General features: G+C 69.0%; 20 protein-coding genes and 2 pseudogenes. 7 read left to right on the forward strand and 15 right to left on the reverse strand.

The annotated features are described in order from the left end of the window. Positions 1–53: 53 nt before the first annotated feature. Positions 54–127 (forward strand): annotated as a pseudogene (locus ASD38_RS25025) (hypothetical protein); the annotation flags it as partial. 333 nt (positions 128–460) lie between these two features. Here the strand turns inward: ASD38_RS25025 and ASD38_RS01085 are convergent. The 6 genes from ASD38_RS01085 to ASD38_RS01110 form a co-directional block, all read right to left on the reverse strand. After that, positions 461–1,150, reverse strand: coding sequence for an FABP family protein (locus tag ASD38_RS01085; RefSeq protein ID WP_056456857.1), 690 nt, complete (start codon positions 1,148–1,150; stop codon positions 461–463). A 153-nt stretch (positions 1,151–1,303) separates the two neighbouring features. Beyond that, on the reverse strand, positions 1,304–1,540 hold the full coding sequence (locus ASD38_RS01090; protein ID WP_056456860.1) for a hypothetical protein: 237 nt from the start codon (positions 1,538–1,540) through the stop codon (positions 1,304–1,306). 5 nt (positions 1,541–1,545) lie between these two features. After that, positions 1,546–2,352 (reverse strand): exodeoxyribonuclease III, encoded by an 807-nt coding sequence (locus ASD38_RS01095; protein ID WP_056456862.1) that lies wholly within the window; start codon positions 2,350–2,352, stop codon positions 1,546–1,548. 412 nt (positions 2,353–2,764) lie between these two features. Further along, positions 2,765–3,418: an outer-membrane lipoprotein carrier protein LolA gene (locus tag ASD38_RS01100; RefSeq protein ID WP_056443233.1), complete on the reverse strand. Its 654-nt coding sequence runs from the start codon at positions 3,416–3,418 to the stop codon at positions 2,765–2,767. A gap of 266 nt (positions 3,419–3,684) precedes the next feature. Beyond that, positions 3,685–6,108, reverse strand: coding sequence for an FtsK/SpoIIIE family DNA translocase (locus ASD38_RS01105; RefSeq protein ID WP_056456865.1), 2,424 nt, complete (start codon positions 6,106–6,108; stop codon positions 3,685–3,687). A 484-nt stretch (positions 6,109–6,592) separates the two neighbouring features. Further along, positions 6,593–7,099 carry a DUF1993 domain-containing protein gene (locus ASD38_RS01110; protein ID WP_156390517.1) on the reverse strand — a complete coding sequence of 169 codons (507 nt, stop codon included), beginning with the start codon at positions 7,097–7,099 and terminating at the stop codon, positions 6,593–6,595. A 134-nt stretch (positions 7,100–7,233) separates the two neighbouring features. On the opposite strand from ASD38_RS01110, the gene ASD38_RS01115 reads away from it, so the two are divergent. Both ASD38_RS01115 and ASD38_RS01120 read left to right on the forward strand, forming a co-directional pair. Further along, a complete protein-coding gene (locus tag ASD38_RS01115) occupies positions 7,234–8,103 on the forward strand; it encodes a hypothetical protein (protein WP_056456872.1) in 870 nt (289 codons plus the stop codon). A gap of 90 nt (positions 8,104–8,193) precedes the next feature. Continuing rightward, positions 8,194–8,628, forward strand: coding sequence for a CBS domain-containing protein (locus ASD38_RS01120; RefSeq protein WP_056443244.1), 435 nt, complete (start codon positions 8,194–8,196; stop codon positions 8,626–8,628). A 198-nt stretch (positions 8,629–8,826) separates the two neighbouring features. Here the strand turns inward: ASD38_RS01120 and mdh are convergent, their stop codons facing one another. Continuing rightward, a complete protein-coding gene (gene mdh / locus ASD38_RS01125) occupies positions 8,827–9,789 on the reverse strand; it encodes a malate dehydrogenase (RefSeq protein WP_056456875.1) in 963 nt (320 codons plus the stop codon). A gap of 134 nt (positions 9,790–9,923) precedes the next feature. Between mdh and ASD38_RS01130 the strand changes: the two genes are divergently transcribed. Continuing rightward, on the forward strand, positions 9,924–10,973 hold the full coding sequence (locus tag ASD38_RS01130) for a MaoC family dehydratase (protein ID WP_056456878.1): 1,050 nt from the start codon (positions 9,924–9,926) through the stop codon (positions 10,971–10,973). After that, the gene (locus ASD38_RS01135) at positions 10,966–11,391 is read left to right on the forward strand and encodes an HIT domain-containing protein (RefSeq protein WP_056456881.1); all 426 of its coding nucleotides are present in this window, start codon (positions 10,966–10,968) and stop codon (positions 11,389–11,391) included. The genes ASD38_RS01130 and ASD38_RS01135 overlap by 8 nt, the downstream gene beginning before the upstream one ends. A gap of 162 nt (positions 11,392–11,553) precedes the next feature. Here the strand turns inward: ASD38_RS01135 and ASD38_RS01140 are convergent, their stop codons facing one another. Beyond that, the gene (locus ASD38_RS01140; protein ID WP_056456886.1) at positions 11,554–12,603 is read right to left on the reverse strand and encodes a hypothetical protein; all 1,050 of its coding nucleotides are present in this window, start codon (positions 12,601–12,603) and stop codon (positions 11,554–11,556) included. 12 nt (positions 12,604–12,615) lie between these two features. Continuing rightward, entirely contained in the window at positions 12,616–13,494 is an 879-nt protein-coding gene (locus tag ASD38_RS01145; protein ID WP_056443259.1) for an HpcH/HpaI aldolase/citrate lyase family protein, read from the reverse strand. Positions 13,495–13,636: 142 nt separating this feature from the next. Between ASD38_RS01145 and ASD38_RS01150 the strand changes: the two genes are divergently transcribed. Further along, positions 13,637–14,017 (forward strand): DUF2237 family protein, encoded by a 381-nt coding sequence (locus tag ASD38_RS01150; RefSeq protein ID WP_056443262.1) that lies wholly within the window; start codon positions 13,637–13,639, stop codon positions 14,015–14,017. 140 nt (positions 14,018–14,157) lie between these two features. On the opposite strand, the gene ASD38_RS01155 is transcribed toward ASD38_RS01150, so the two are convergent. From ASD38_RS01155 to ASD38_RS01170, 5 genes and pseudogenes are all read right to left on the reverse strand, one after another. Continuing rightward, a complete protein-coding gene (locus ASD38_RS01155) occupies positions 14,158–15,555 on the reverse strand; it encodes an FAD-containing oxidoreductase (RefSeq protein ID WP_056456889.1) in 1,398 nt (465 codons plus the stop codon). Beyond that, positions 15,556–16,020: a hypothetical protein gene (locus tag ASD38_RS01160; RefSeq protein WP_056456892.1), complete on the reverse strand. Its 465-nt coding sequence runs from the start codon at positions 16,018–16,020 to the stop codon at positions 15,556–15,558. 85 nt (positions 16,021–16,105) lie between these two features. Further along, positions 16,106–16,201 (reverse strand): annotated as a pseudogene (locus ASD38_RS23630) (hypothetical protein); the annotation flags it as partial. A 30-nt stretch (positions 16,202–16,231) separates the two neighbouring features. Beyond that, positions 16,232–16,768, reverse strand: coding sequence for an RNA 2',3'-cyclic phosphodiesterase (gene thpR / locus ASD38_RS01165; RefSeq protein WP_056456895.1), 537 nt, complete (start codon positions 16,766–16,768; stop codon positions 16,232–16,234). Between the two features lie 156 nt (positions 16,769–16,924). Then, positions 16,925–17,977: an aldo/keto reductase gene (locus tag ASD38_RS01170; RefSeq protein WP_056456898.1), complete on the reverse strand. Its 1,053-nt coding sequence runs from the start codon at positions 17,975–17,977 to the stop codon at positions 16,925–16,927. 147 nt (positions 17,978–18,124) lie between these two features. Between ASD38_RS01170 and ASD38_RS01175 the strand changes: the two genes are divergently transcribed. Next, complete coding sequence (locus ASD38_RS01175; RefSeq protein WP_056456901.1) at positions 18,125–18,877, forward strand: Bax inhibitor-1/YccA family protein; 753 nt, start codon at positions 18,125–18,127, stop codon at positions 18,875–18,877. Between the two features lie 63 nt (positions 18,878–18,940). Here ASD38_RS01175 and ASD38_RS01180 read toward each other — a convergent pair whose 3' ends face one another. Next, the gene (locus ASD38_RS01180; protein WP_056456904.1) at positions 18,941–19,501 is read right to left on the reverse strand and encodes an HdeD family acid-resistance protein; all 561 of its coding nucleotides are present in this window, start codon (positions 19,499–19,501) and stop codon (positions 18,941–18,943) included. Positions 19,502–19,529 lie beyond the last annotated feature (28 nt).

Raw genomic sequence — 19,529 nt, forward strand, 5'->3', positions numbered from 1 at the left:
TGGAGACGTGAGGTTTGACGAGGTCCCTACGCACGCGAACCGCGCCGCCGACAGAGCTTCCCGCTCGATCGCCCCCCGCCGCCGCATCGGTCGCTGGCCTTGCGCCCTTTCCATGCGGCGAGGTGGGTCAAGGATACGGGCGGTTTGGAGGGGTGAGGACCAAATCGGGTCGAGAAAGTTCAGGGCGTTGAAATCGCGGGGGTTTGTTGGCTATGCGCCGAGCGTAAGTCGCCCAGCCGGGGACATGCTCTCACGGCAAGGCCTCGCCAAATCGCCTCCGAAGCGTGGGGTGAGTGCGTGTCCCCATCGTCACCCACGGCGTCGAACTTCGATCCTGAATAGTGACCAGGCTCAGCGGACGACTTTGGGGACACGCACTCACATCAAGGGCTCTGCGAAACCGGTCGATGCACCGCCGTGAGTGCATGTCCCCCAGCTGATCTCTCCCCTCCGGGTCGCCCTACGCCGCCCCGCCCACAGAAACGAAGCCATGCGCCCGCGCCAAAGCCTCGCCCGCCGCGATCCGGGCCGAGGGATTGGGCCGGGGTTCGCCGACCTTGTGCAGCGTGTTGATGTCGACGTGGCGGAACGGCGCGGCCCGGCCGCGCACCTGAAGCATGGTGGTGGAGACGTAGGACCAGCCGCCCTCGGCGTTGAAGCCGATGTCGAGTTGATAGGAGTCAGTCCGGAACGCCCATTCCAGGAAATCGGCCGAGCAGATGCCGTAGCCCGGGCCGCCCCGCTCGGCGCGCACCTTCAGGCCCGAACCGTCCGGCAGGGCGCGGCCGCTGGCCAGCGCCACCTGGCCACGCGGAATGGCCAGGGTCTGCATGATGATGCCGGTGGCCGGCTCCCACAGCCAGTAGCCGACCTGGTCGTGGAAGGTGGTGTCCTCGTCCGAGGCGACGATATGGACGTGATAGCGCAGGCCGTAGAGCAGCTGCGGCCCGTTGGCCTGGGGGTCGATCGGCTGCATCTCGATGCGCTCGAGGAACTCGCGCCGCTCGGGTCCCTCGGCCTTGGGATTCAGGTCGACGCCCTTGCGCCCTTCCCAAACGCCGGCCAGGCGTCGCAGCGGCCCCAGATTGGCCAGGGTGTCGGGATCCACGTCCGCCGGTTCGGTGAAGATGTCGTCGGGAAAGTCGATCATCGTGTCCCTGCTCCAGCCAAGCTTGGCGGTATGTCAGCAAGGCATGGCCGACTCGAACCCAAAAGGGAAGTTGGGGCGAAGCCGGAAGGCGGGTGGTCGCGCCGTTGCCGCCGAGGGGACCTTTTGAAGGTCCACTTCGGGCGAAAAGCGGACCTAGCGCCTATGGCCGATGAACCATTCTGTCGCGACGATGAAGCGCTCCGCGTGCTCCGGCGACGCGAATGGTCCCACCATGCGGCCCGCGTGTCGGTCGATGAAGGTGGTTCCCTCTACCCATTCGCTTTCGACCAGGTAGGTCTCGCCATGGGAAAACTCCCGGACCTCGGCCGCGCGTTTGCCGTCCGCGCTGTAGAGCGTGCAGACGGTTCGATATTCCGATCCGTCCAGCACAGCGCTTAGACCAGCAGATCGGCCGTCACCGGCGCGTGGTCGCTGGGACGCTCCCACTCCCGCACCGTGTCGTGGACCTTGGACGAGACCTTGCCGTCGACGATCGCCGCGTCGCGCAGGCCGGGGCTGGCCAGGATGTGGTCCAGGCGCAGGCCGCGGTTGGACTTGCGGAAGTCGGCGGCGCGGTAGCTCCACCAGCTGAACAGCTTTTCCGGCTCGGGCGTGGCCAGGCGCGGCAGGTCCAGGAGATCCATCGACTTGATCATCGCGTCGAAGGCTTCGAGCTCGGCCGGCGTGTGGCTGACAACCTTCAACATCTGGCGGTGACTCCAGACATCGTTCTCGCCGGGCGCGATGTTGAGGTCGCCGGTGACGATCAGCGGCGCCTTGGGATCGCGCTTCTTCAGGGCGGCGGTCAGGGTCTCGTAGAAGTCGAGCTTGTGGTCGAACTTCGGATTGCCGACGCGATCGGGCGTGTCGCCACCCGCCGGGATGTAGAAGTTCTGGATGTCGACGCCGGCCACCTTGACCGCGACGCAGCGGGCATGGCCCTCGCGGCAGTTCATCAGCGTCGGCACGTCCTCGAACGGCAGGCGCGAGGCGATGGCCACGCCGTGCCAGCCCTTCTGACCGGCGATCTTCAGGTGCGGCAGGCCCATGGCCTCGAAGGCCTCGCGGGGGAACTCCCCCTCCTGGCACTTGATCTCCTGCATGCACAGCACGTCGGGGGCCTGCTCGTCGACGAAACGGGCGGCCTGCTCGGCGCGCAGGCGGACGGAATTGACGTTCCAGGTGGCGATACGGAGGCGCATGCCGTTCCTCTAGAGGTTATCGACATCCAGGTCCAATAGGCTTCCGAGCGCTAAAACCTCGTCCTTCGACAAGCTCAGGATGAGGCTTTCGAGCGCGGCGTCAGCAGTAGCCCTCATCCTGAGCTTGTCGAAGGACGGGGACGGTCCCTGGACGCTGATTGCTCATCGTCTGGGCTTGCGGACGGACCAAAACGAAAAACGCCCAGACGCTGAGCGCCTGGGCGAAAGTCGGGTCTCTCATGCCGCCGCCGGGAGGGGATAGGTCCGGCACGGTTGCGAAGAGCGGGTCGGGCGCTCCTCGCCATGCGTGTTAAATCTGCCACGGCTGGAATCTAAGTCAAGAACAATCGCGTTAACACCTTGCATGTTGTGAAATTGTCGCATTTTGGCGTGTCAAACGGCCTTAATGCAACTAGGGCTTGCCGACTCTGCGCCTCGGATCGCTTAGGACGAAGAGCTTCGGATCCAGGCCCGAGGTCTTTTCGAAGTCGACCAGGCGCACGCGGGTTTCGCCGCCCTTCACGTCGGTGACGGTCCAGCCGATCAGGCTCGGCTCGCTGCTGAAGTCCAGGGCGATGCGGCCCAGGGTCTGGCGCCGGGCGTCGACGGCGGTGATCGTGAAGCCGTCCGACAGCTTGCGCACGCCGGTGATGGTCACGCCGCGGTCCAGCCGCACCTCCCGCGCCAGCAGCAGGGCCAGGGGCGTGCGGCTGAGCGGATAGCTTTCGAAGGTCTTCAGCCGGGGGTCGAAGAGGTTGACGTTGTTGCCGTTGCTGACGACCAGCAGGCCGGCCGGGCCGTCATAGGCGAAGCGGGCCTTGCCGGGGCGCTGCAGGTAGAAGTCGCCCTGGGTCTGGCCGCCTCGGGCGTCGGTCTGGATGAAGCGGCCCTTGGCCGAGCCCAGCGTCTGGATATAGGCCGTGGCCTTGTCGACCAGGGCCTTTTCCTCGGCCGAGAGCACCGGCGCCGAGGGTTGGGCGGCGAGCGCGGGGCCGGCCCCGAGCCCAAGGGTGGCGGCCAGGCTCAGGCCGGCGGCGAGGATCAGACGGCGGGTCGTGTCGGTCATGCGATCTCCTAGGCTTCAACCTTTGCCCTGACCATGCGACGAGCGAAAGGCCGTCGCGCGACCATTTTCCGGCGCTGCGATGAAGCGCCGTTCAGGTTCGGGGGTTGGAGCGAAGGGAAACGCGGGCGAACGGTCTAGGTTTCCGGTCCTCGCCGTGAGTCGAATTCCCCGTCCTTCGACAAGCTCAGGATGAGGAATTCGAACGCCAGCGCCTCGATAGCCCTCATCCTGAGCCTGTCGAAGGACGAGGGCGGGCCCGCGAGCGCCTACATCGGCGGCGGGGGCGGGGCCAGGATTTCGCGCTTGCCGGCGTGGTTGGCGGCGCCGACCACGCCCTCCTTCTCCATCCGCTCCATCAGCGAGGCGGCGCGGTTGTAGCCGATCTGCAGGCGGCGCTGGATGTAGCTGGTCGAAGCCTTGCGGTCGCGGGTGACCACCGCCACGGCGTGGTCGTAGAGGTCGTTGGCCCCGCCCTCGCCGGCGAAGGCGCCCTCGATGGCCTCTTCCTGCTCCTCGTCGCCGCCGGCGGTGACTTCCTCCAGGTAGTTGGGAATGCCCTGGTCGCGCAGGAACTTGGCCACGGCCTCGACCTCGCCGTCGCTGACGAACGGGCCGTGCAGGCGGGTGATGCGGCCGCCGCCGGCCATGTACAGCATGTCGCCCTGGCCCAGCAGCTGCTCGGCGCCCTGCTCGCCCAGGATGGTGCGGGCGTCGATCTTGCTGGTGACCTGGAAGCTGATCCGGGTCGGGAAGTTGGCCTTGATGGTGCCGGTGATCACGTCGACCGACGGCCGCTGCGTCGCCATGATCAGGTGGATGCCGGCGGCGCGGGCCATCTGGGCCAGGCGCTGGACGGCGCCTTCGATGTCCTTGCCGGCCACCATCATCAGGTCGGCGACCTCGTCGATGACCACGACCAGATAGGGCATGGGCTCGGGGCGGATCTTCTCGGTCTCGTAGATCGGGCGGCCGGCGTCGTCGAAGCCGGTCTGGACGGTCCGCTCGAAGTGCTCGCCCTTCTCCAGGGCCTCGTTGGCCTTCTCGTTGAAGCCGCCGATGTTGCGCACGCCGATCTTCGACATCCGGCGATAGCGGTCCTCCATCTCGCGCACCGTCCACTTCAGGGCGACGACCGCCTTCTTCGGATCGGTGACGACCGGGGCCAGCAGATGCGGGATGCCGTCATAGACGCTGAGCTCCAGCATCTTCGGGTCGATCATGATGAAGCGGCACTTCTCGGGCGGCAGCTTGTAGAGGATCGACAGGATCATGGCGTTGACGCCGACCGACTTGCCCGAGCCGGTGGTGCCGGCGATCAGCAGGTGGGGCATCTTGGCCAGGTCGGCGATGTAGGTCTCGCCGCCGATCGTCTCGCCCAGGGCCATGGGCAGGATGTGGGTGGCCTTGTCGTAGTCGGACGATGACAGCAGGTCGCGCAGATAGACCGTCTCGCGGCGCGAATTGGGCATCTCGATGCCGATGGCGTTGCGACCCTGGGCCACGGCCACGCGGCAAGAGATCACGCTCATCGAGCGGGCGATGTCGTCGGCCAGGGCCACGACCCGGGCGGTCTTGGTGCCGGCGGCCGGCACCAGCTCGTACATGGTGACGACGGGGCCGGGGCGGATCTGGTCGATCTGGCCGCGGACGCCGAACTCGGCCAGCACGCTTTCCAGCAGGCGGGCGTTCTGGCGCAGGGCCTCCTCGTCGAACTCGGCCGAGCGCGGCTTGGGCTTGGCCAGCATGGCCAGCTCGGGCAGCTGGAAGCCCTCGGCCTCGAAGTCGAAGGCCTTCTGCTGTTCGCGCTGCTCGCGGGCGTTGGAGCGGCCCGGGACCTTGGGCTGGGCGATGGCCAGGGGGCGCGGCTCGAAGCTGGGCTCGAAGGCGTCGTCGTCTTCCACGGGCGGCGGCGCGGCCTTGGCCGGCTTGGCGGGCTTGCGGGTTTCGGGCTCGATCTCGACGCCAGAAGCGCTGGTGGACGGAGCGGCCTTGCGCGGCGCGCGCGGGCGCGCGGCGGGTTCGGGCGCGGCGACCGGGACCGGGGCGGCGGCGCGCTCGCGCGGCTGCATCAGGCCGTGGATCATCTCGCCGATCGCCTCGGGATCGATGCGGCGCACGCCGATCGCGTAGCCCAGGGCCACGATCGCCCCGATCGCCAGCAGCAGGGCGGCGATCAGGTGGGCGCCGGGCAGGCGGGCGAAGCCGAGCAGGCCGGTCAGCAGGTTCAGCAGGCCGTCGCCCCAGAACCCGCCCAGGCCCTTGGCCAGCGGCCAGGCGGCGGGACGCGGCGGGGCGGCCAGCATGCCGGCCAGGGCCAGCAGGCCCAGGCCCCCGACCAGGGCGCGGACCCGTAGGTCACGGCGATGGGCGGCCGGATCGGGCTGGGTGACGCGCGACATGCCGAACACCAGCATCAGGGCGGCGGCGACCCAGCCGGACAGGCCCATCGACTGCATGACCATGTCGGCCAGGGCCGCGCCGGCCCCGCCCAGCGCGTTGGTGGCCGGCAGGCCGGTGGCGGCGTTCAGGCTGGGATCGGCGGCGTTGTAGGTGGCGACCGACAGCAGCAGGCCCGCGCCGACCACGCAGATCACCCCGCCCCGGAACCGTGCCGACCACGGCTGGGCCCAGCCGTAGCGCACCGCGTCCCAGACCAGTTCAACGCTCGATCGCCGCGCCGCTCGCGCCATCAGAAGTCACCTTGCACTCGTGTAACCCGGATGTTGTGCCGCAAGAGGGTTAAGGGGCGTTTACGATGACCGGGCGGCCGTGCGGTTTGGAGTCGCGGTCAGGGCGTCCTTCCCTTCCCCTTGTGGGGAGGGTGGCCCTGGCGGCGCCAGGTCGGGTGGGGCCTGCTGAGCCAGCGGATAGGCCCGTCCAACACCCTGCACCGATCCCCCACCCGTCGGCTTCGCCGCCACCCTCCCCACAAGGGGGAGGGAAAGATCGAAGATAAGAACAAAAAGAGAACATACGTCCGGACTCGACGTGGCCGAGAGTCATTCTGGCGCGTAACCCGCCGCTGGTTGGCGGGTCAGTTGGGCGCCGGTCATGGACAAGGAGTTGTTGAGTCAGTTGCCGATGGTTCTGTCGGCGGTCGCGACGGTGTTCACCGCCCTTGCGACCCTGGTTTGGGCGTTTCGGCGGCGGCCTTAGCCGCCGCCGAATGCTGCCTCAGGCCGCGCCCAGATAGTCCTTCTTGCCGATCTCGACGCCGTTCTTGCGCAGGATCGCGTAGGCGGTGGTCAGGTGGAAGAAGAAGTTCGGCTGGGCCTGGGTCTGCAGATAGGCCAGGCCCTTGACCACGGTGGTCTCGCCGCGGCGGGTCAGGCTGATGTCGCGGTCCTCGGCGCCCGCGAACTTGGCGGGGTCCAGGCCCTCGACATAGGCGACGGCGCGATCGACGCGGGCGATCAGCTCGTCGAAGGTGGTCTCGACGTCGTCCCAGGCCGGAACCTCCTCGCCGGCCAGGCGCGCGGCGCAGCCCTTGGCGAAGTCGGTGGCGATCTGCACCTGGCGCAGCAGCGGGAACATGTCGGGGAACAGCCGGGCCTTCAGCAAGGACTCGGGGTCGAGTTTCTTCGCTTCAACATGCGCGGCGGCCTTGGTCAGCACGCCCTTCAGGCCTTTCAGGCCCTGAACGAAGACGGGGACGCTGGCCTGGTGGATGGTGAGGGTCATGGGAACTCCGGCTCGGGGAGCGCGAGCCATAACGCGCGCCGTCGTCCGGAGCCAGAGCGCCTAGAAAAAGCCTTCACCGCACCGCCCGATCCGGCGAACATCGGTTTCCAATTCGTCGCCTGGGAACGCATTTCATGGTCCGAGCCGCCACCTCCTTCCGCCGCCTGGTCGCGCCCGCCATTTTGGCCGCCACGGCCGTGATGCTGGCCGCGACCGCCGCCGAGGCCCAGATCCCCGACGTCTTGCAGGCCTCGGAACAGGCGCTGTACGCGGGGAAATTCGACGCGGCCGTCGCGCCGTTGCGCGCCGCCCTGGCCGCCGACCCGGCGCCCGACGATCGCCTGCGGCTGCTGCTGCAGCAGATGCGAGTCCACCAGACCCAGCGGCTGTCGGGCAAGATCAGCCCCGACGAGGCGTCCGTGTCGGCGGCGGTCAAGGCCCTGACGCCGGGCATCCAGGACCCCGCCCTGCTGGGCCTGGTCGGCCTGCGCGAAACCACCTCGGACTATTTCGAGCGCCTGACCCGCGACCAGACGTCCGAGGTGATGACCCTGCAGCCGGCCTATCGCGCGGCGGCCGGGCGTCTGACCGACCCCTGCCTGCGGGCCGAGGCCCAGTTCTTCGTCGGGCTGATGCCGCAGATCGCTGGCGATCCCGCCGCCTCGGGTCCGCCCCTGGCCGAGGCGCTGCGGATCGCCACGGCGGGCCATTGCGACCTGGAGGTCTCCTACGTGCTGCGCCACCAGGCCGTCGAGCGCGACGCGGCGGGCGACAAGGTCCGGGCGCGCGACCTGATGGCCGAGTCCCTGGCCATTCGCCAACGGGTCGGCTTCCAGGTCTTCGTCCCCTATTCTCTGCTGTCGCTGGCCGACGCCGAACAGGCCGTGGGCGAGGCGGAGGCGGCGCGCGCCCATCGCCAGGAGGCCCTGGACCTGGCGCGAAAGCTGGATCTGCCAGCCCAGGAGGCGGCCGCGCGCGAGGCGTTGGGCGAGAAAGCCGGCTAGGTCGGAACCGTCCAAGCGCCGCCGGAACGGAACGGGCTTCGCCTCGCGGGGTTTCTCAGGGGTTCAATTCACTCCTTCAGGAGCTTCCCCATGAAAGTCAGCGACGCGATGACCAGCCAGGTCTCCACCGCCGCCCCCACCGACACCGTGCGCAAGGTCGCCCAGGTGATGGCCCATGTCGAAACCGGCGCCGTGCCGATCGTCGAGGGCGGCAAGGTGGTCGGCCTGGTCACCGACCGCGACATCGTCCTGCGCGTGGTCGCCGAGGGCCGCAGCTTCGACAGCCCCATCTCCGAGGCGATGAGCGAGGGCGACGTCCAGAGCGTGCGCGAGGACGACGTCCTGGCCGACGCCACCGCCAAGATGGCCAGCCACCAGATCCGCCGCCTGGTCGTGCTCAACGAGGCGGGAAACCTGACCGGCATCCTGTCGCTGGGCGACGTGGCCAAGGACTACGGCGCCAAGCAGGTGGGCAAGACGCTGGAGGACATCTCGGCGGAACCGGCGGACGCGGCGGCGCAGTAGCTCACCCCCTTGCCCCCACCTGACGGCTTCGCCGTCTGTCCGCCCCCATAGGGGGCGGAGGACGAAAGCGCGGACTCCTCTTCCCCCTTTGGGGGAAGACGGTCGCGAAGCGACCCGTAGGGGGCAAGTGTCCGCCGCACAAAAGAAAAGGGCGGCCCCTCGCGGAGCCGCCCTTTGTCGTTCTGGATCGAGGATCGCCTACTTCAGCGAGCCGTCGATGCCCTTGCAGGCTTCCATCAGGCCTTTCACCGACTCGACGGACTTGGCGAACATCGCCTTTTCGTCGTCGTTGGTTTCGAACTCGACGATCTTCTCGACGCCGGCGGCGCCGATCACGACCGGCACGCCGACATAGAGACCGTTCAGGCCGTACTGGCCGGTCAGGAAGGCGGCGCAGGGCAGGACGCGCTTCTTGTCCTTCAGGTAGCTGGTGGCCATGGCGATGGCCGATTCCGCCGGGGCGTAGAAGGCCGAGCCGGTCTTCAGCAGGGCGACGATCTCGCCGCCGCCGCCGCGGGTGCGCTTGACGATGCCGTCGAGCTCGTCCTGGGTCATCCAGCCTTGCTTGACCAGTTCCGGCAGCGGCAGGCCGCCGACCGTCGAGTGACGGACCATCGGCACCATGTCGTCGCCGTGGCCGCCCAGGGTCCAGGCGTGGATGTCCTCGACCGACACGCCGGTCTTTTCGGCCAGGAAGTAGGCGAAGCGCGCCGAGTCCAGGACGCCGGCCATGCCGATGACCTTTTCCTTGGGCAGGCCCGAGAACTGCTGCAGAGCCCAGACCATGGCGTCCAGCGGGTTGGTGATGCAGATGACGAAGGCGTCGGGGGCGTGGGCTTTGATGCCCTCGCCGACGGCCTTCATGACCTTCAGATTGATGCCCAGCAGGTCGTCGCGGCTCATGCCCGGCTTGCGCGGCACGCCGGCGGTGACGATGCAGACGTCGGCGCCGGCGATGTCGGCGTAGTCGTTGACGCCCTTCAGCGCGACGTCCTTGCCGAACACGGCCGAGGCCTCGGCGATGTCCAGGGCCTTGCCCTGGGGCGTGCCTTCGGCGATGTCGAACAGCAGGATGTCGCCCAGCTCTTCGCGCGCGGCGATGTGGGCCAGGGTGCCGCCGATCATGCCGGCGCCGATGAGGGCGATCTTCGCGCGAGCCATGGGGTCTCCGTCAAGGCTGTGGACGATGAATGTCGCGGCGGGGTCTACGCCCGCAACGGCTCGGCCTCAAGCCCCCTTTCCCGTTTCGCTGCAGTGCGGCAAAACTGCCTGAACAACGATAAGGAGGCACGGGGATGAGCAAGACCGATCCGGGGAACTATTTCGAGGACTTCCGCCTGGGCCAGGTGATCGTCCACGCCACCCCTCGAACCGTCACCGCCGGCGACGTGGCGCTGTATACGGCGCTGTACGGGCCGCGCTTTTCGCTGTTCTCGTCCGACGTTTTCGCCCGCGACTGCGGGCTGGAGACCGCGCCGGTCGATCCGCTGGTCGCGTTTCACATCGTGTTCGGCAAGACCGTGCCGGACATCAGCCTGAACGCCGTGGCCAATCTGGGCTACGCCGAGGGGCGGCTCCTGGCCCCGGTGCATCCGGGCGACACCCTGTCGGCCAAGTCCGAGGTGATCGGGCTGAAGGAGAACTCCAACGGCAAGACCGGCGTGGTCTATGTCCGCACCACCGGGACCAATCAGCGCGGGGTGGCGGTGCTCAGCTATGTGCGCTGGGTGATGGTGCGCAAGCGCGACCCGGGCGCGGTGGTCGAGGGCCAGAGCGTTCCGGATCTGGCGGGCGCGGTGGCCGCCGCCGACCTCGTGCCGCCGCCGGGCCTGGACTTCAAGCGCTACGACTTCGCCCACGCCGGCGCGCCGCACGCCTTCGAGGACTACGCGGTCGGCGAGAAGATCGACCACGTCGACGGCATGGTCGTCGAGGAGGCCGAGGCCCAGATGGCCACGCGCCTGTGGCAGAACACCGCCAAGGTCCATTTCAACCAGTTCGAGCGGGCCAAGGACCCGTCGGGCCGGCGGCTGGTCTATGGCGGGGTGGTGATCTCCACGGCCAAGGCCCTGTCGTTCAACGGCCTGCAGAACGCCGGACTGATCCTGGCGATCAACGGCGGCCGCCATGTCAGCCCCTATTTCGCCGGCGGCACGGTGTTCGCGTGGTCCGAGATCCTCGACAAGGCCGACCTCGGCCACGGGATCGGCGCCCTGCGCCTGCGGCTGGTGGCGACGGTGGACCAGCCTTGCGCCGACTTCCCCGACAAGGATGGGGCCGGGGCCTATGCTCCGGGCGTCATCCTCGACTTCGACTATTGGGCGGCGGTTCCGAAACGTGGCTGAGTTCTCGCTCGATCTGGCCTTCGTCGCCACCGCCGCCGACCTGGGCGAGCTGCCGCTGTGCCATGCCCGGCTGCAGCTCGACGCCCGCTATCCCTGGATCGTGCTGGTTCCCCGCGTCGCCGGCGCCCGCGAGCTGGAGGACCTGTCCGCCGCCGACCGCGCGCGGCTGATCGAGGAGACGGTGCTGGCCGGCGCGGCCGTCCGCGCCGTGGCGGAAGTCCTGGGCGTGCCGGTCGACAAGCTCAATGTCGGCGCCCTGGGCAATGTCACGCCGCAGCTGCATGTCCACGTGGTCGGTCGCCGGCGCGGCGATCCGGCCTGGCCGGGTCCGGTCTGGGGGCATTCGCCGGGCGCGGCCTACAAGGCCGCGACGCTGGAGCGGGCGGTCGCGGCGGCGCGGGCGGCGCTGGGGCTCTGAACCCACACCCATAACCGCCGTCATCCCGGGCCTTGTGCCCGGGACCCCTGGTTCAGCTGACGGTGAAGTGAAATGGCGCGCTGGCGCGCCACACCCCTGCCCTTGCGGCGGACGGAGGGGTCCCGGGCACAAGGCCCGGGATGACGGTTGAAAGGGGGAGGCCTACTTCTTTTTCTTTTTGGCCGAGCTCTTGGCCGTCGCCTTGCCCTTGGCCTTCGAGCCCTTGGCGGCGGTCGCCTTGCCCTTCGCGCCCTTCTTGCCCTTGGCCGTCGTCGCCTTGCCCTTGCCGCCCTTCTTGGCGGCGGCCGCGCACTTGGCCTTGGCGGCTTTCAGGGCCTTGCCGGTCTTGCCCTTGGTCGAGCAGGCCGGGGCCTTGGCGGGGGCCTCGGCGACCGCGCGCGGCGCGGCGCGGGGCGCGCCCCAGATCACCGGGCCGCGGCCGGTCGGCACATAGCCGGGCGGCAAGGTGGCCTGGGCCACGCGATGGGCGGTGACCAGGGTCTCGACGCCGTTCTCGTTGAGCTTGCCGCTCCACGACCCGTCGCCGCGCGGCGTCAGGTCCAGGGTCGCCAGCTGGCCGGGACGCGGCGAGAACCGGGCGAGAAAGCCGTTGTAGGAGCGGTCGACGAAATCGATCAGGCCGGTGGAGCCCACCGTCCCGGGCCGGCGCACGTCGCGCCAGGCGCCTTCCAGCCCGTCATAGCCGCCGACCTTGTCGACCAGCTGCAGCGCATAGAGCGACGCGCCGTCCGGACCCTCGATCGACCAGCCGCCGTCCAGCGGACCCTGCAGGCCCTGGGCGGCCAGGATCGAGCCCTTGACCCGCAGGTCGTAGGCCTCGGCCGTCGGCACATAGCCGCCCGGCGCGATGGCGTGGTTGGGCAGCTCGTCCGGATCCGGCGCGGGGATCGGCAGGATGGTGGGCTTGTGCGGCGGGGCCGGCGCCTGGGGCGCGGCGTCCTCCTCGTCGGTGGTCTGCGGACCGCTCTGGGCGATCAGGTCGGCCAGCGGGTCGACGGCCTGGTCGGCCGAGGTCGCGGTGTCCGGGGCCGGCGGCGCGGCCACGACGGGCGGGGTGTTCGGATCGACGGGCGCGGCCTGGGCCGACGGGCCGGCCGGCGCGGATTGCACGGGCGCTGTCGCGAACGGCGCCTCCTGAGCCAGAACGGGGGCGGCGGCGAGGGCCAGCAGGGAGATCAGGAGCGCGCGCATCGGGCTTTCGGTCTAGGCGGCCGAGCGTTCGGCGATGGCGGCGGCCACCGCCACCAGCCGCTGCGCCTGAACCAGATGCAGCCGCTCGGCCATCTTGCCCTCGACCCGCAGCGCACCCTTGCCGGCGTTCTCCGGGGCGGCGAAGGCGGCGATCACCGCCTGGCTCCAGGCGATCTCGTCGGCGGTCGGCGAGAAGGCGCGGTTGCAGATCTCCAGGTGCTTGGGGTGGATCAGGGTCTTGCCGTCGAAGCCGAAGTCGACGGCCTGGCCGCAGACCGCCGCCAGGGCGTCCAGGTCCTCGATGTCGTTGTGCACCCCGTCCAGGATGGTCAGGCCGTGGGCCCGGGCGGCGGCCACCGACAGCGACAGGATCGGCAGGAAGGCCTCGCGGCCCGGCGTCTGGCGGGCCCGCATCTCCTTGGCCAGGTCGTTGACCCCCATCACCCAGCCGGTCAGGCGGGTGGTGCGCGACGCCGCGGCGATCTCCCACAGGTGGAAGGCGGCCTTGCCGGTCTCGATCATGGTCCACAGCCTGGTGGCGGCCGGGGCGGCGTGCAGCGCGGCCTGGTAGGCGTAGACGTCGGCGGCGTCGTTGACCTTCGGCACGAGGACCGCGTCGGGGCCGGCCTCGGCGGCGGCCTTCAGGTCGGCCTCGCCCCAGGGGGTGTCCAGGCCGTTGGTGCGGATGACGATCTCGCGCGGGCCGAAGCCCCCGGCCTTGACCGCCGCGACGGCGGCGTCGCGGGCCGCTTCCTTCATGTCCGGAGCGACGGCGTCCTCAAGGTCCAGGATGATCACGTCCGCGTCCAGGGTGCGCGCCTTGTCCACCGCCTTGGCGTTGGAGGCGGGCATGTAGAGGGCGCTGCGGCGCGGCCGGGCGATGTCGGACATGAGGCTCCCGCTGGACTTCTTGGTCTTGTGCTTCCTCTTAAGCATCTGAAGCGCCGCACCGGAAGCCGTCACACGCGACAACAGCAGAACGGCGTCCAGATTCGCCAGACACAATCCCCGGGAACGGGGTTAAGCTCGGGGCATGACCACGCGCTACGACGACACCGCCAAGAACGTCCTGGGTCAGGAGCTGCAGCCCTGCTCGCTGAACCCGGTGACCGGCTTCTACCGCAACGGCTGCTGCGAGACCGGGCCGCACGATCTGGGCCTGCACACGGTGTGCGCGGTGATGACCGCCGAGTTCCTGGCTTTCTCGGCGGCCACCGGCAACGACCTGTCGACCCCGCGTCCGGAATACGCGTTCCGGGGCCTGGTCGCCGGCGACCGCTGGTGCCTGTGCGCCGGCCGCTGGAAGGAGGCCCTGGACGCCGGCGTCGCCCCACCGGTGGTGCTGGAGGCCAGCCACGAGGAGATGCTGGCGGTGGTCCCGCTGGGCGTGCTGAAGGACCACGCGGCGGCGTGAGGACATTCAAGGTCTGAGACGAAAACCTCGTCCTTCGACAAGCTCAGGATGAGGTTTTTCTGTCGCTCGGCCTGTCAAAGGTCCTCATCCTGAGCCTGTCGAAGGACGAGGACCTCGCACCGGGGCCAGTGTGGATCGGCCTAGACCAGCGGCTTCAACTCCCCCAGCATCGTCGGGATCAGCTCCGACACCGTCGGGTGGATGTGCACCGCGCGCTGGATCGTCGTGTAGGGCGCCTTGGCGTACATGATGTCGATCATGCCGTGGATCGCCTCGTCGCCGTTCAGGCCCAGGATCGCCGCGCCGAGGATCTGCTTGGTCTCGGCGTCGACCACCACCTTCATGAACCCTTGGGTCTCGCCCTTCTCGACCGCCCGGCCGACCCGGGTCATCGGGCGCTTGCCGACCAGCAGCGGGCGGCCCGTGGCGCGGGCCTCGGCCTCGGTCATGCCCACCCGGCCCAGCGGCGGGTCGATGAACAGGCCGTAGCAGGTGATGCGGTCGCTGACCTTCCGAGGGTCGTTGTCCAGGAGGTTGGCGGCGATGATCTCGAAGTCGTTGTAGGCGGTGTGGGTGAAGGCGCCCTTGCCGTTGCAGTCGCCCATCGCCCAGACGCCGGGATGGCTGGTCCTCAGCTGGTCGTCGACGACCACGTAGCCGCGTTTATCGAGGTCGATACCGGCCTTGTCCAAACCCAGGTCGTCGGTGTTGGGCTTGCGGCCGATGGCCAGCAGCAGGTGCGAGCCGGTCACCTGCGGCGCGCCGTCCTCGCAGGTGACATGGACGCAAACCCCTTCGTCACAGGGGGCGAAGGCGATGCATTCGGCGTTGAGGCGGACGTTCACCCCCTCGGCCTCGAGGATCTCGCGCACGGCGTCGGAGATCTCGGGATCCTCGCGGCCGATCAGGCGCGGACCCATCTCGACCACGGTGACCTTGGCGCCGAAGCGCCGGTACATCTGGGCGAACTCAAGGCCGATATAGCTGCCGCCGACGATCACCAGATGCCGGGGCAACGCCTCGACCTCCATCATGCCGACATTGGTCAGGTATCTGATTTGGTCCAATCCCGGCATGTCGGGCGCGTTGGCGCGGCCGCCGACATTGAGGAAGATCTTCGGGGCGGTCAGCAGGTCGTCGCCGACCCGCACGGTCTCGGCGCCCTCGAAGCGGGCGTGGCCCCGGAAGACCGTGCAGCCCTTCATGCCGCCCAGCCACTTTTCCAGGTTGCCCCGGGCGTTGAGCGTGACGGTCCGGGCGCGGTCGTGGACGCGCTTCATGTCGACGCCGACTTCACCCTGCAGGACCACGCCGTACTCCGCCGACCGCCGCGCCAGGTGGGCGGCGTAGGCGCTGGCCACCAGGGTCTTGGTCGGCATGCAGCCGGTGTTGACGCAGGTTCCGCCGAAGTCCTTGCGTTCGATCACGGCGACGGTCCAGCCGGCGTCGGTCAGCCGCCCGGCCAGGGACGGACCCGCCTGCCCGGCCCCGATGATGATGGCGTCGAAGGCGCGCCTTTCGGGAATGGGGCCCGACATCTACTTGACCGCGGTGACGATCAGGATCGCGCCGCCGACCGCGACGACGTCTTCGATCAGGCCGGCCGGCAGGTCCTTGCCGACCGCCTTGGCCAGGCGGCCGCGGACGTCCGCTCCGCCCAGCGTGCCGATCACCGCGCCGATCGCCCCGGCGACCGCGCCGCCGATCCACGCCCCGCCCAGCATGCCGATCGCCGCGCCGCAGAAGGCCCCGCTGACGATCCGCGTCCCGAACTGCGCCGGAACCTTGCGGCTGGGGGTCTGGGGCAGCTGGTCACCGACCAGCTCCAGCACGGCCAGGGCGGTGAACACCCAGGTGGCGATCGTGCCGCCCACCCACTCCAGCGGCGTGCCCGTCAGCGGAATCAGGCCCAGGTGCGCGCCCCAGGCGACGGCGGCCGGGGCGGTCATGGCGCGCAGGCCGGCGACCACGCCGATCAGCAGAGCGAACAGATAGAGGGACATGCGGGTCTCCGTTGAACGCCGCCGTGATCTGGCCCGCCGCGCGATCAAATCGCAAGAGCGAACGCCGTTCTTGAACGTTTCGGCTTAAGCGCCGTGCGTCCTTCGAGGCCCGCTTCGCGGGCGCCTCAGGATGAGGAGCTTTGTTGCCACTGAATTCCTCATCCTGAGGTGCGAGGCGCAGCCGAGCCTCGAAGGACGCACGGTGGCCGGTTCAGCCCAGCGGGTATTCCGCCTCCAGCCGGTAGGCCGAGCCCTCGTGGGTGCGCCAGCTGGAATAAAGACCGAAGCGGTCGACGCGGAACGGCGGCGAGTGCAGCAGGTTGTTGGCCTGGATCCAGGCGGCGACCTCGGGCGCGGCGGGGCGCTTCAGATAGGCCAGGGTGAGGTGCGGGGTGTAGACCCGGGTCTCGGGCTTGAGGCCGGCCCGGCGGGCGGCGCTCTCATTGGCCTTGGCCAGGCGCCGCAGGTCGGGGTTCTCGGCGACCCCGGCCCAGACCGCGTGGATCTCGATCCCCTCGCCGAAATGGCCGACTCCCTGGAGTTCGAGGTCGAAGGCCGGGGCCTCGATTCCCCGCAGTTGCTCGTCCAGGTCGGCGGCGATGGTCTCCTGCACGTCGCCGATGAACTTCAGGGTGATGTGGAACGCTTCGCGCGGCCGCCAGTGCGCGCCCTCGATCCCGTGCTGGCGGGGCGGCAGGTGCTCGCCGACCTCGGCGGGAATGGCGATGGCGGTGAACAGGCGGATCATGGCGTTGTTCTAGCCGATCCTCCTCCCGTGGGGGAGGTGTCGGCGCAGCCGACGGAGGGGGGAGTAATAGGCCATGGACCGCAACTCGGATCGATCGTCCCACAACTCCCCCCACCGGCCTTCGGCCGCCCCCCCACACGGGGAGGGCCTAGGTTCTCACGGACAGGGATTGGGCTGCAGCGCGTGCAGGGCGTTGACCGCCTTTTCCATCTCCTCGGTCCAGGTCAGGTCGAAGGCGGCGATGTTGGTCTTCAGCTGGTCCATCGAGGTGGCGCCGATGATGGTGGCCGTGACGAACGGGCGGGTGTCGCAGAACTTCAAGGCCAGCTGGGCGGGGTCGACGCCGAAATGGGCGGCCAGGTCGACATAGCCGCGGATCGCCTCCTCGGCGCCGGGGCCTTCGTAGCGCTGCATGCGGTTGTAGAGCGCCTTGCGCGAGCCGGCCGGCAGCTTGCCGTCCAGGTACTTGCCGGTCAGGGCGCCCTGGGCCAGGGGCGAATAGGCCAGCAGGCCGACCTGTTCGCGCATGGCGATCTCGGCCAGGCCGTACTCGAACGTGCGGTTGGCCAGGTGGTAGGCGTTCTGGATCGAGGCGATGCGTGGCAGGCCCCGGGTCTCGGCCTCCGCCAGGAAGCGCATCACGCCCCACGGAAACTCGTTCGAGACGCCGATCGCGCGGATCGTCCCCTTCTTCACATGGGCGTCCAGCGCCTCGAGGATGTCGCCGAACGCCTCGAAGTCCTGCTCGTAGTCCTTGAAGGTCTGGCCGCCGAACACCCGCACCGGCCGGTCGGGCCAGTGCAGCTGGTAGAGGTCCAGATAGTCGGTCTCCAGGCGCTTGAGCGACTGCTCCACCGCATAGTCGATCTGGGCCCTGGTCTGGCGGGTGGGGCCGCCGTCAGGCCGCATCCACGACAGGCCGCCGAACGCCGCGCCCCGGCCGGCCACCTTGGAGGCCAGGACGATCTGCTGGCGCTTGCCGGTCGTCTTCAGCCACGAGCCGATATGGCGCTCGGTGTTGCCTTGCGTCTCGGGATTGGGCGGGCTGGAATACATCTCGGCGGTGTCCCAGAAGGTCACGCCCTGGTCGAGCGCGTAGTCCATCTGTTGGTGGGCTTCCACCTCGCTGTTCTGCGAGCCCCAGGTCATGGTGCCCAGGCAGCAGCGCGAGACCTGGATGCCGGTCCGGCCGAGTTCGACGTAGTCCATGTCGCCCCTTTCAAGGATCTGTCGAATCCATCTTACGGGCGGCGCGCGCCACGGAAAGCGCAACATCTTGCATGATACTCGCAGGACCCCGATATTCGGGGAGCGTCCAAGATGGGCGCGCTGCTTTTTTCGAAGGGCCTTACCCCGATGAACGACTTCAACCGCGGCTACGCGCGCTCGATCCCCGCGGATCGCGCCGACATGTCGGTTGACGCCGGCCTGCGCAGTTTCATGCTCGGCGTCTACAACAAGGTGGCGTTGGGTCTTCTGCTGTCCGCCGCCCTGGCCTTCCTGACCACCGCCTACGCGCCGGTCGCCAACCTCCTCTACGTCCTCACTCCGGACGGCCGCCTGGCGGGCTTCACGGTGCTGGGCATGGTGCTGCGCTTCGCGCCGCTGGTCATGATCCTGGTGTCGATCTTCGCCATGCGTAACCCGACCGCCCGCTCGTCCGGCGCGCTGTACTGGGCGCTGGTGGCCTCGATCGGCGCGGGCCTGGGCCTGTGGCTGATCGTCTACAACATCCAGTCGGTGTTCACGACGTTCCTGATCACCTCGATCGCCTTCGGCGGCCTCAGCCTGTTCGGCTACACCACCAAGAAGGACCTGACCGGTTTCGGCAGCTTCCTGATCATGGGCCTGATCGGTCTGGTTCTGGCCTCGCTGGTCCAGATGTTCCTGCACCTGCCGGGCCTGAGCTTCATCATCAGCATCCTGGGCGTGCTCATCTTCGCGGGCCTGATCGCCTACGACACCCAGCGGCTTAAGATGGCCTATTACGAAATGGGCGGTGATCAGAACTCGATGGCGGTGGCCACCAACTACGGCGCGCTGAACCTCTATCTGAACTTCATCAACCTGTTCCAATTCCTGCTCAGCATCTTCGGCAGCCGCCGCTAGACGCCAGGTCCGGAACTCGAGACGAGGGCCCCGGCGGGAAACCGCCGGGGCCTTTTTCCTGGCCTAGAGGCGACGGCGAAGCCGGCGCAGCCGCAGCGCCAGGGCCACGATCAGCACGCCCAGCGCGATGGCCCAGACGCCGATCAGCCAGGCCAGGGCCAAGGCGCCGGCCCGCGGCGCCAGGACCACCCCCGCCCCGAACAGCACCGAGATCGTCCCCGACGCGATCAGCATCCATTCGTTGTCGATGACCTTGCGCATATGGACGGCGCCGATGATCTCGAACAGGCCGCGCGCCACGGCCGACACGCCGATCAGGATGATCAGCAGGATCGCCGTCAGCGCCGGCCAGGCCAGGGCGGCCACGCCCGCGACGAGATTCGCGACCCCGATCACCACCAGCCACCATCGCGGGACAATGCCGCCGCCGCGCAGCGCTTCGGCCAGGGCGAACACCCCGTCGCTCAGGGCGTAGACGGCGTAGAGGATCACCAGGATGACCAGGGTCAGGTGCGGCCACAGCAGGGCCAGGGCCCCGAACAGGATCGCCGCCAGGCCGCGCAGCAGCACCAGCCACCAGGTGCGGGCCAGCAGATGGGCCACGGAAAGGGGTTCGGCGATCATGCGGGGCTCCCGTCAGGCCGAGCCGGCG

It is taken from the genome of Caulobacter sp. Root487D2Y (assembly GCF_001427165.1).
Taxonomy (GTDB): Bacteria; Pseudomonadota; Alphaproteobacteria; order Caulobacterales; family Caulobacteraceae; genus Caulobacter.

Bases quoted from the DNA above. Each gene is read 5' to 3' on its own strand.
- ASD38_RS01085 (WP_056456857.1), bottom strand. From the start codon at position 1,150: ATGATCGACTTTCCCGACGACATCTTCACCGAACCGGCGGACGTGGAT.
- ASD38_RS01095 (WP_056456862.1), bottom strand. From the start codon at position 2,352: ATGCGCCTCCGTATCGCCACCTGGAACGTCAATTCCGTCCGCCTGCGC.
- ASD38_RS01100 (WP_056443233.1), bottom strand. From the start codon at position 3,418: ATGACCGACACGACCCGCCGTCTGATCCTCGCCGCCGGCCTGAGCCTG.
- ASD38_RS01105 (WP_056456865.1), bottom strand. From the start codon at position 6,108: ATGGCGCGAGCGGCGCGGCGATCGAGCGTTGAACTGGTCTGGGACGCG.
- ASD38_RS01110 (WP_156390517.1), bottom strand. From the start codon at position 7,099: ATGACCCTCACCATCCACCAGGCCAGCGTCCCCGTCTTCGTTCAGGGC.
- ASD38_RS01115 (WP_056456872.1), top strand. From the start codon at position 7,234: ATGGTCCGAGCCGCCACCTCCTTCCGCCGCCTGGTCGCGCCCGCCATT.
- ASD38_RS01120 (WP_056443244.1), top strand. From the start codon at position 8,194: ATGAAAGTCAGCGACGCGATGACCAGCCAGGTCTCCACCGCCGCCCCC.
- mdh (WP_056456875.1), bottom strand. From the start codon at position 9,789: ATGGCTCGCGCGAAGATCGCCCTCATCGGCGCCGGCATGATCGGCGGC.
- ASD38_RS01130 (WP_056456878.1), top strand. From the start codon at position 9,924: ATGAGCAAGACCGATCCGGGGAACTATTTCGAGGACTTCCGCCTGGGC.
- ASD38_RS01140 (WP_056456886.1), bottom strand. From the start codon at position 12,603: ATGCGCGCGCTCCTGATCTCCCTGCTGGCCCTCGCCGCCGCCCCCGTT.
- ASD38_RS01145 (WP_056443259.1), bottom strand. From the start codon at position 13,494: ATGTCCGACATCGCCCGGCCGCGCCGCAGCGCCCTCTACATGCCCGCC.
- ASD38_RS01150 (WP_056443262.1), top strand. From the start codon at position 13,637: ATGACCACGCGCTACGACGACACCGCCAAGAACGTCCTGGGTCAGGAG.
- ASD38_RS01155 (WP_056456889.1), bottom strand. From the start codon at position 15,555: ATGTCGGGCCCCATTCCCGAAAGGCGCGCCTTCGACGCCATCATCATC.
- ASD38_RS01160 (WP_056456892.1), bottom strand. From the start codon at position 16,020: ATGTCCCTCTATCTGTTCGCTCTGCTGATCGGCGTGGTCGCCGGCCTG.
- thpR (WP_056456895.1), bottom strand. From the start codon at position 16,768: ATGATCCGCCTGTTCACCGCCATCGCCATTCCCGCCGAGGTCGGCGAG.
- ASD38_RS01170 (WP_056456898.1), bottom strand. From the start codon at position 17,977: ATGGACTACGTCGAACTCGGCCGGACCGGCATCCAGGTCTCGCGCTGC.
- ASD38_RS01175 (WP_056456901.1), top strand. From the start codon at position 18,125: ATGAACGACTTCAACCGCGGCTACGCGCGCTCGATCCCCGCGGATCGC.
- ASD38_RS01180 (WP_056456904.1), bottom strand. From the start codon at position 19,501: ATGATCGCCGAACCCCTTTCCGTGGCCCATCTGCTGGCCCGCACCTGG.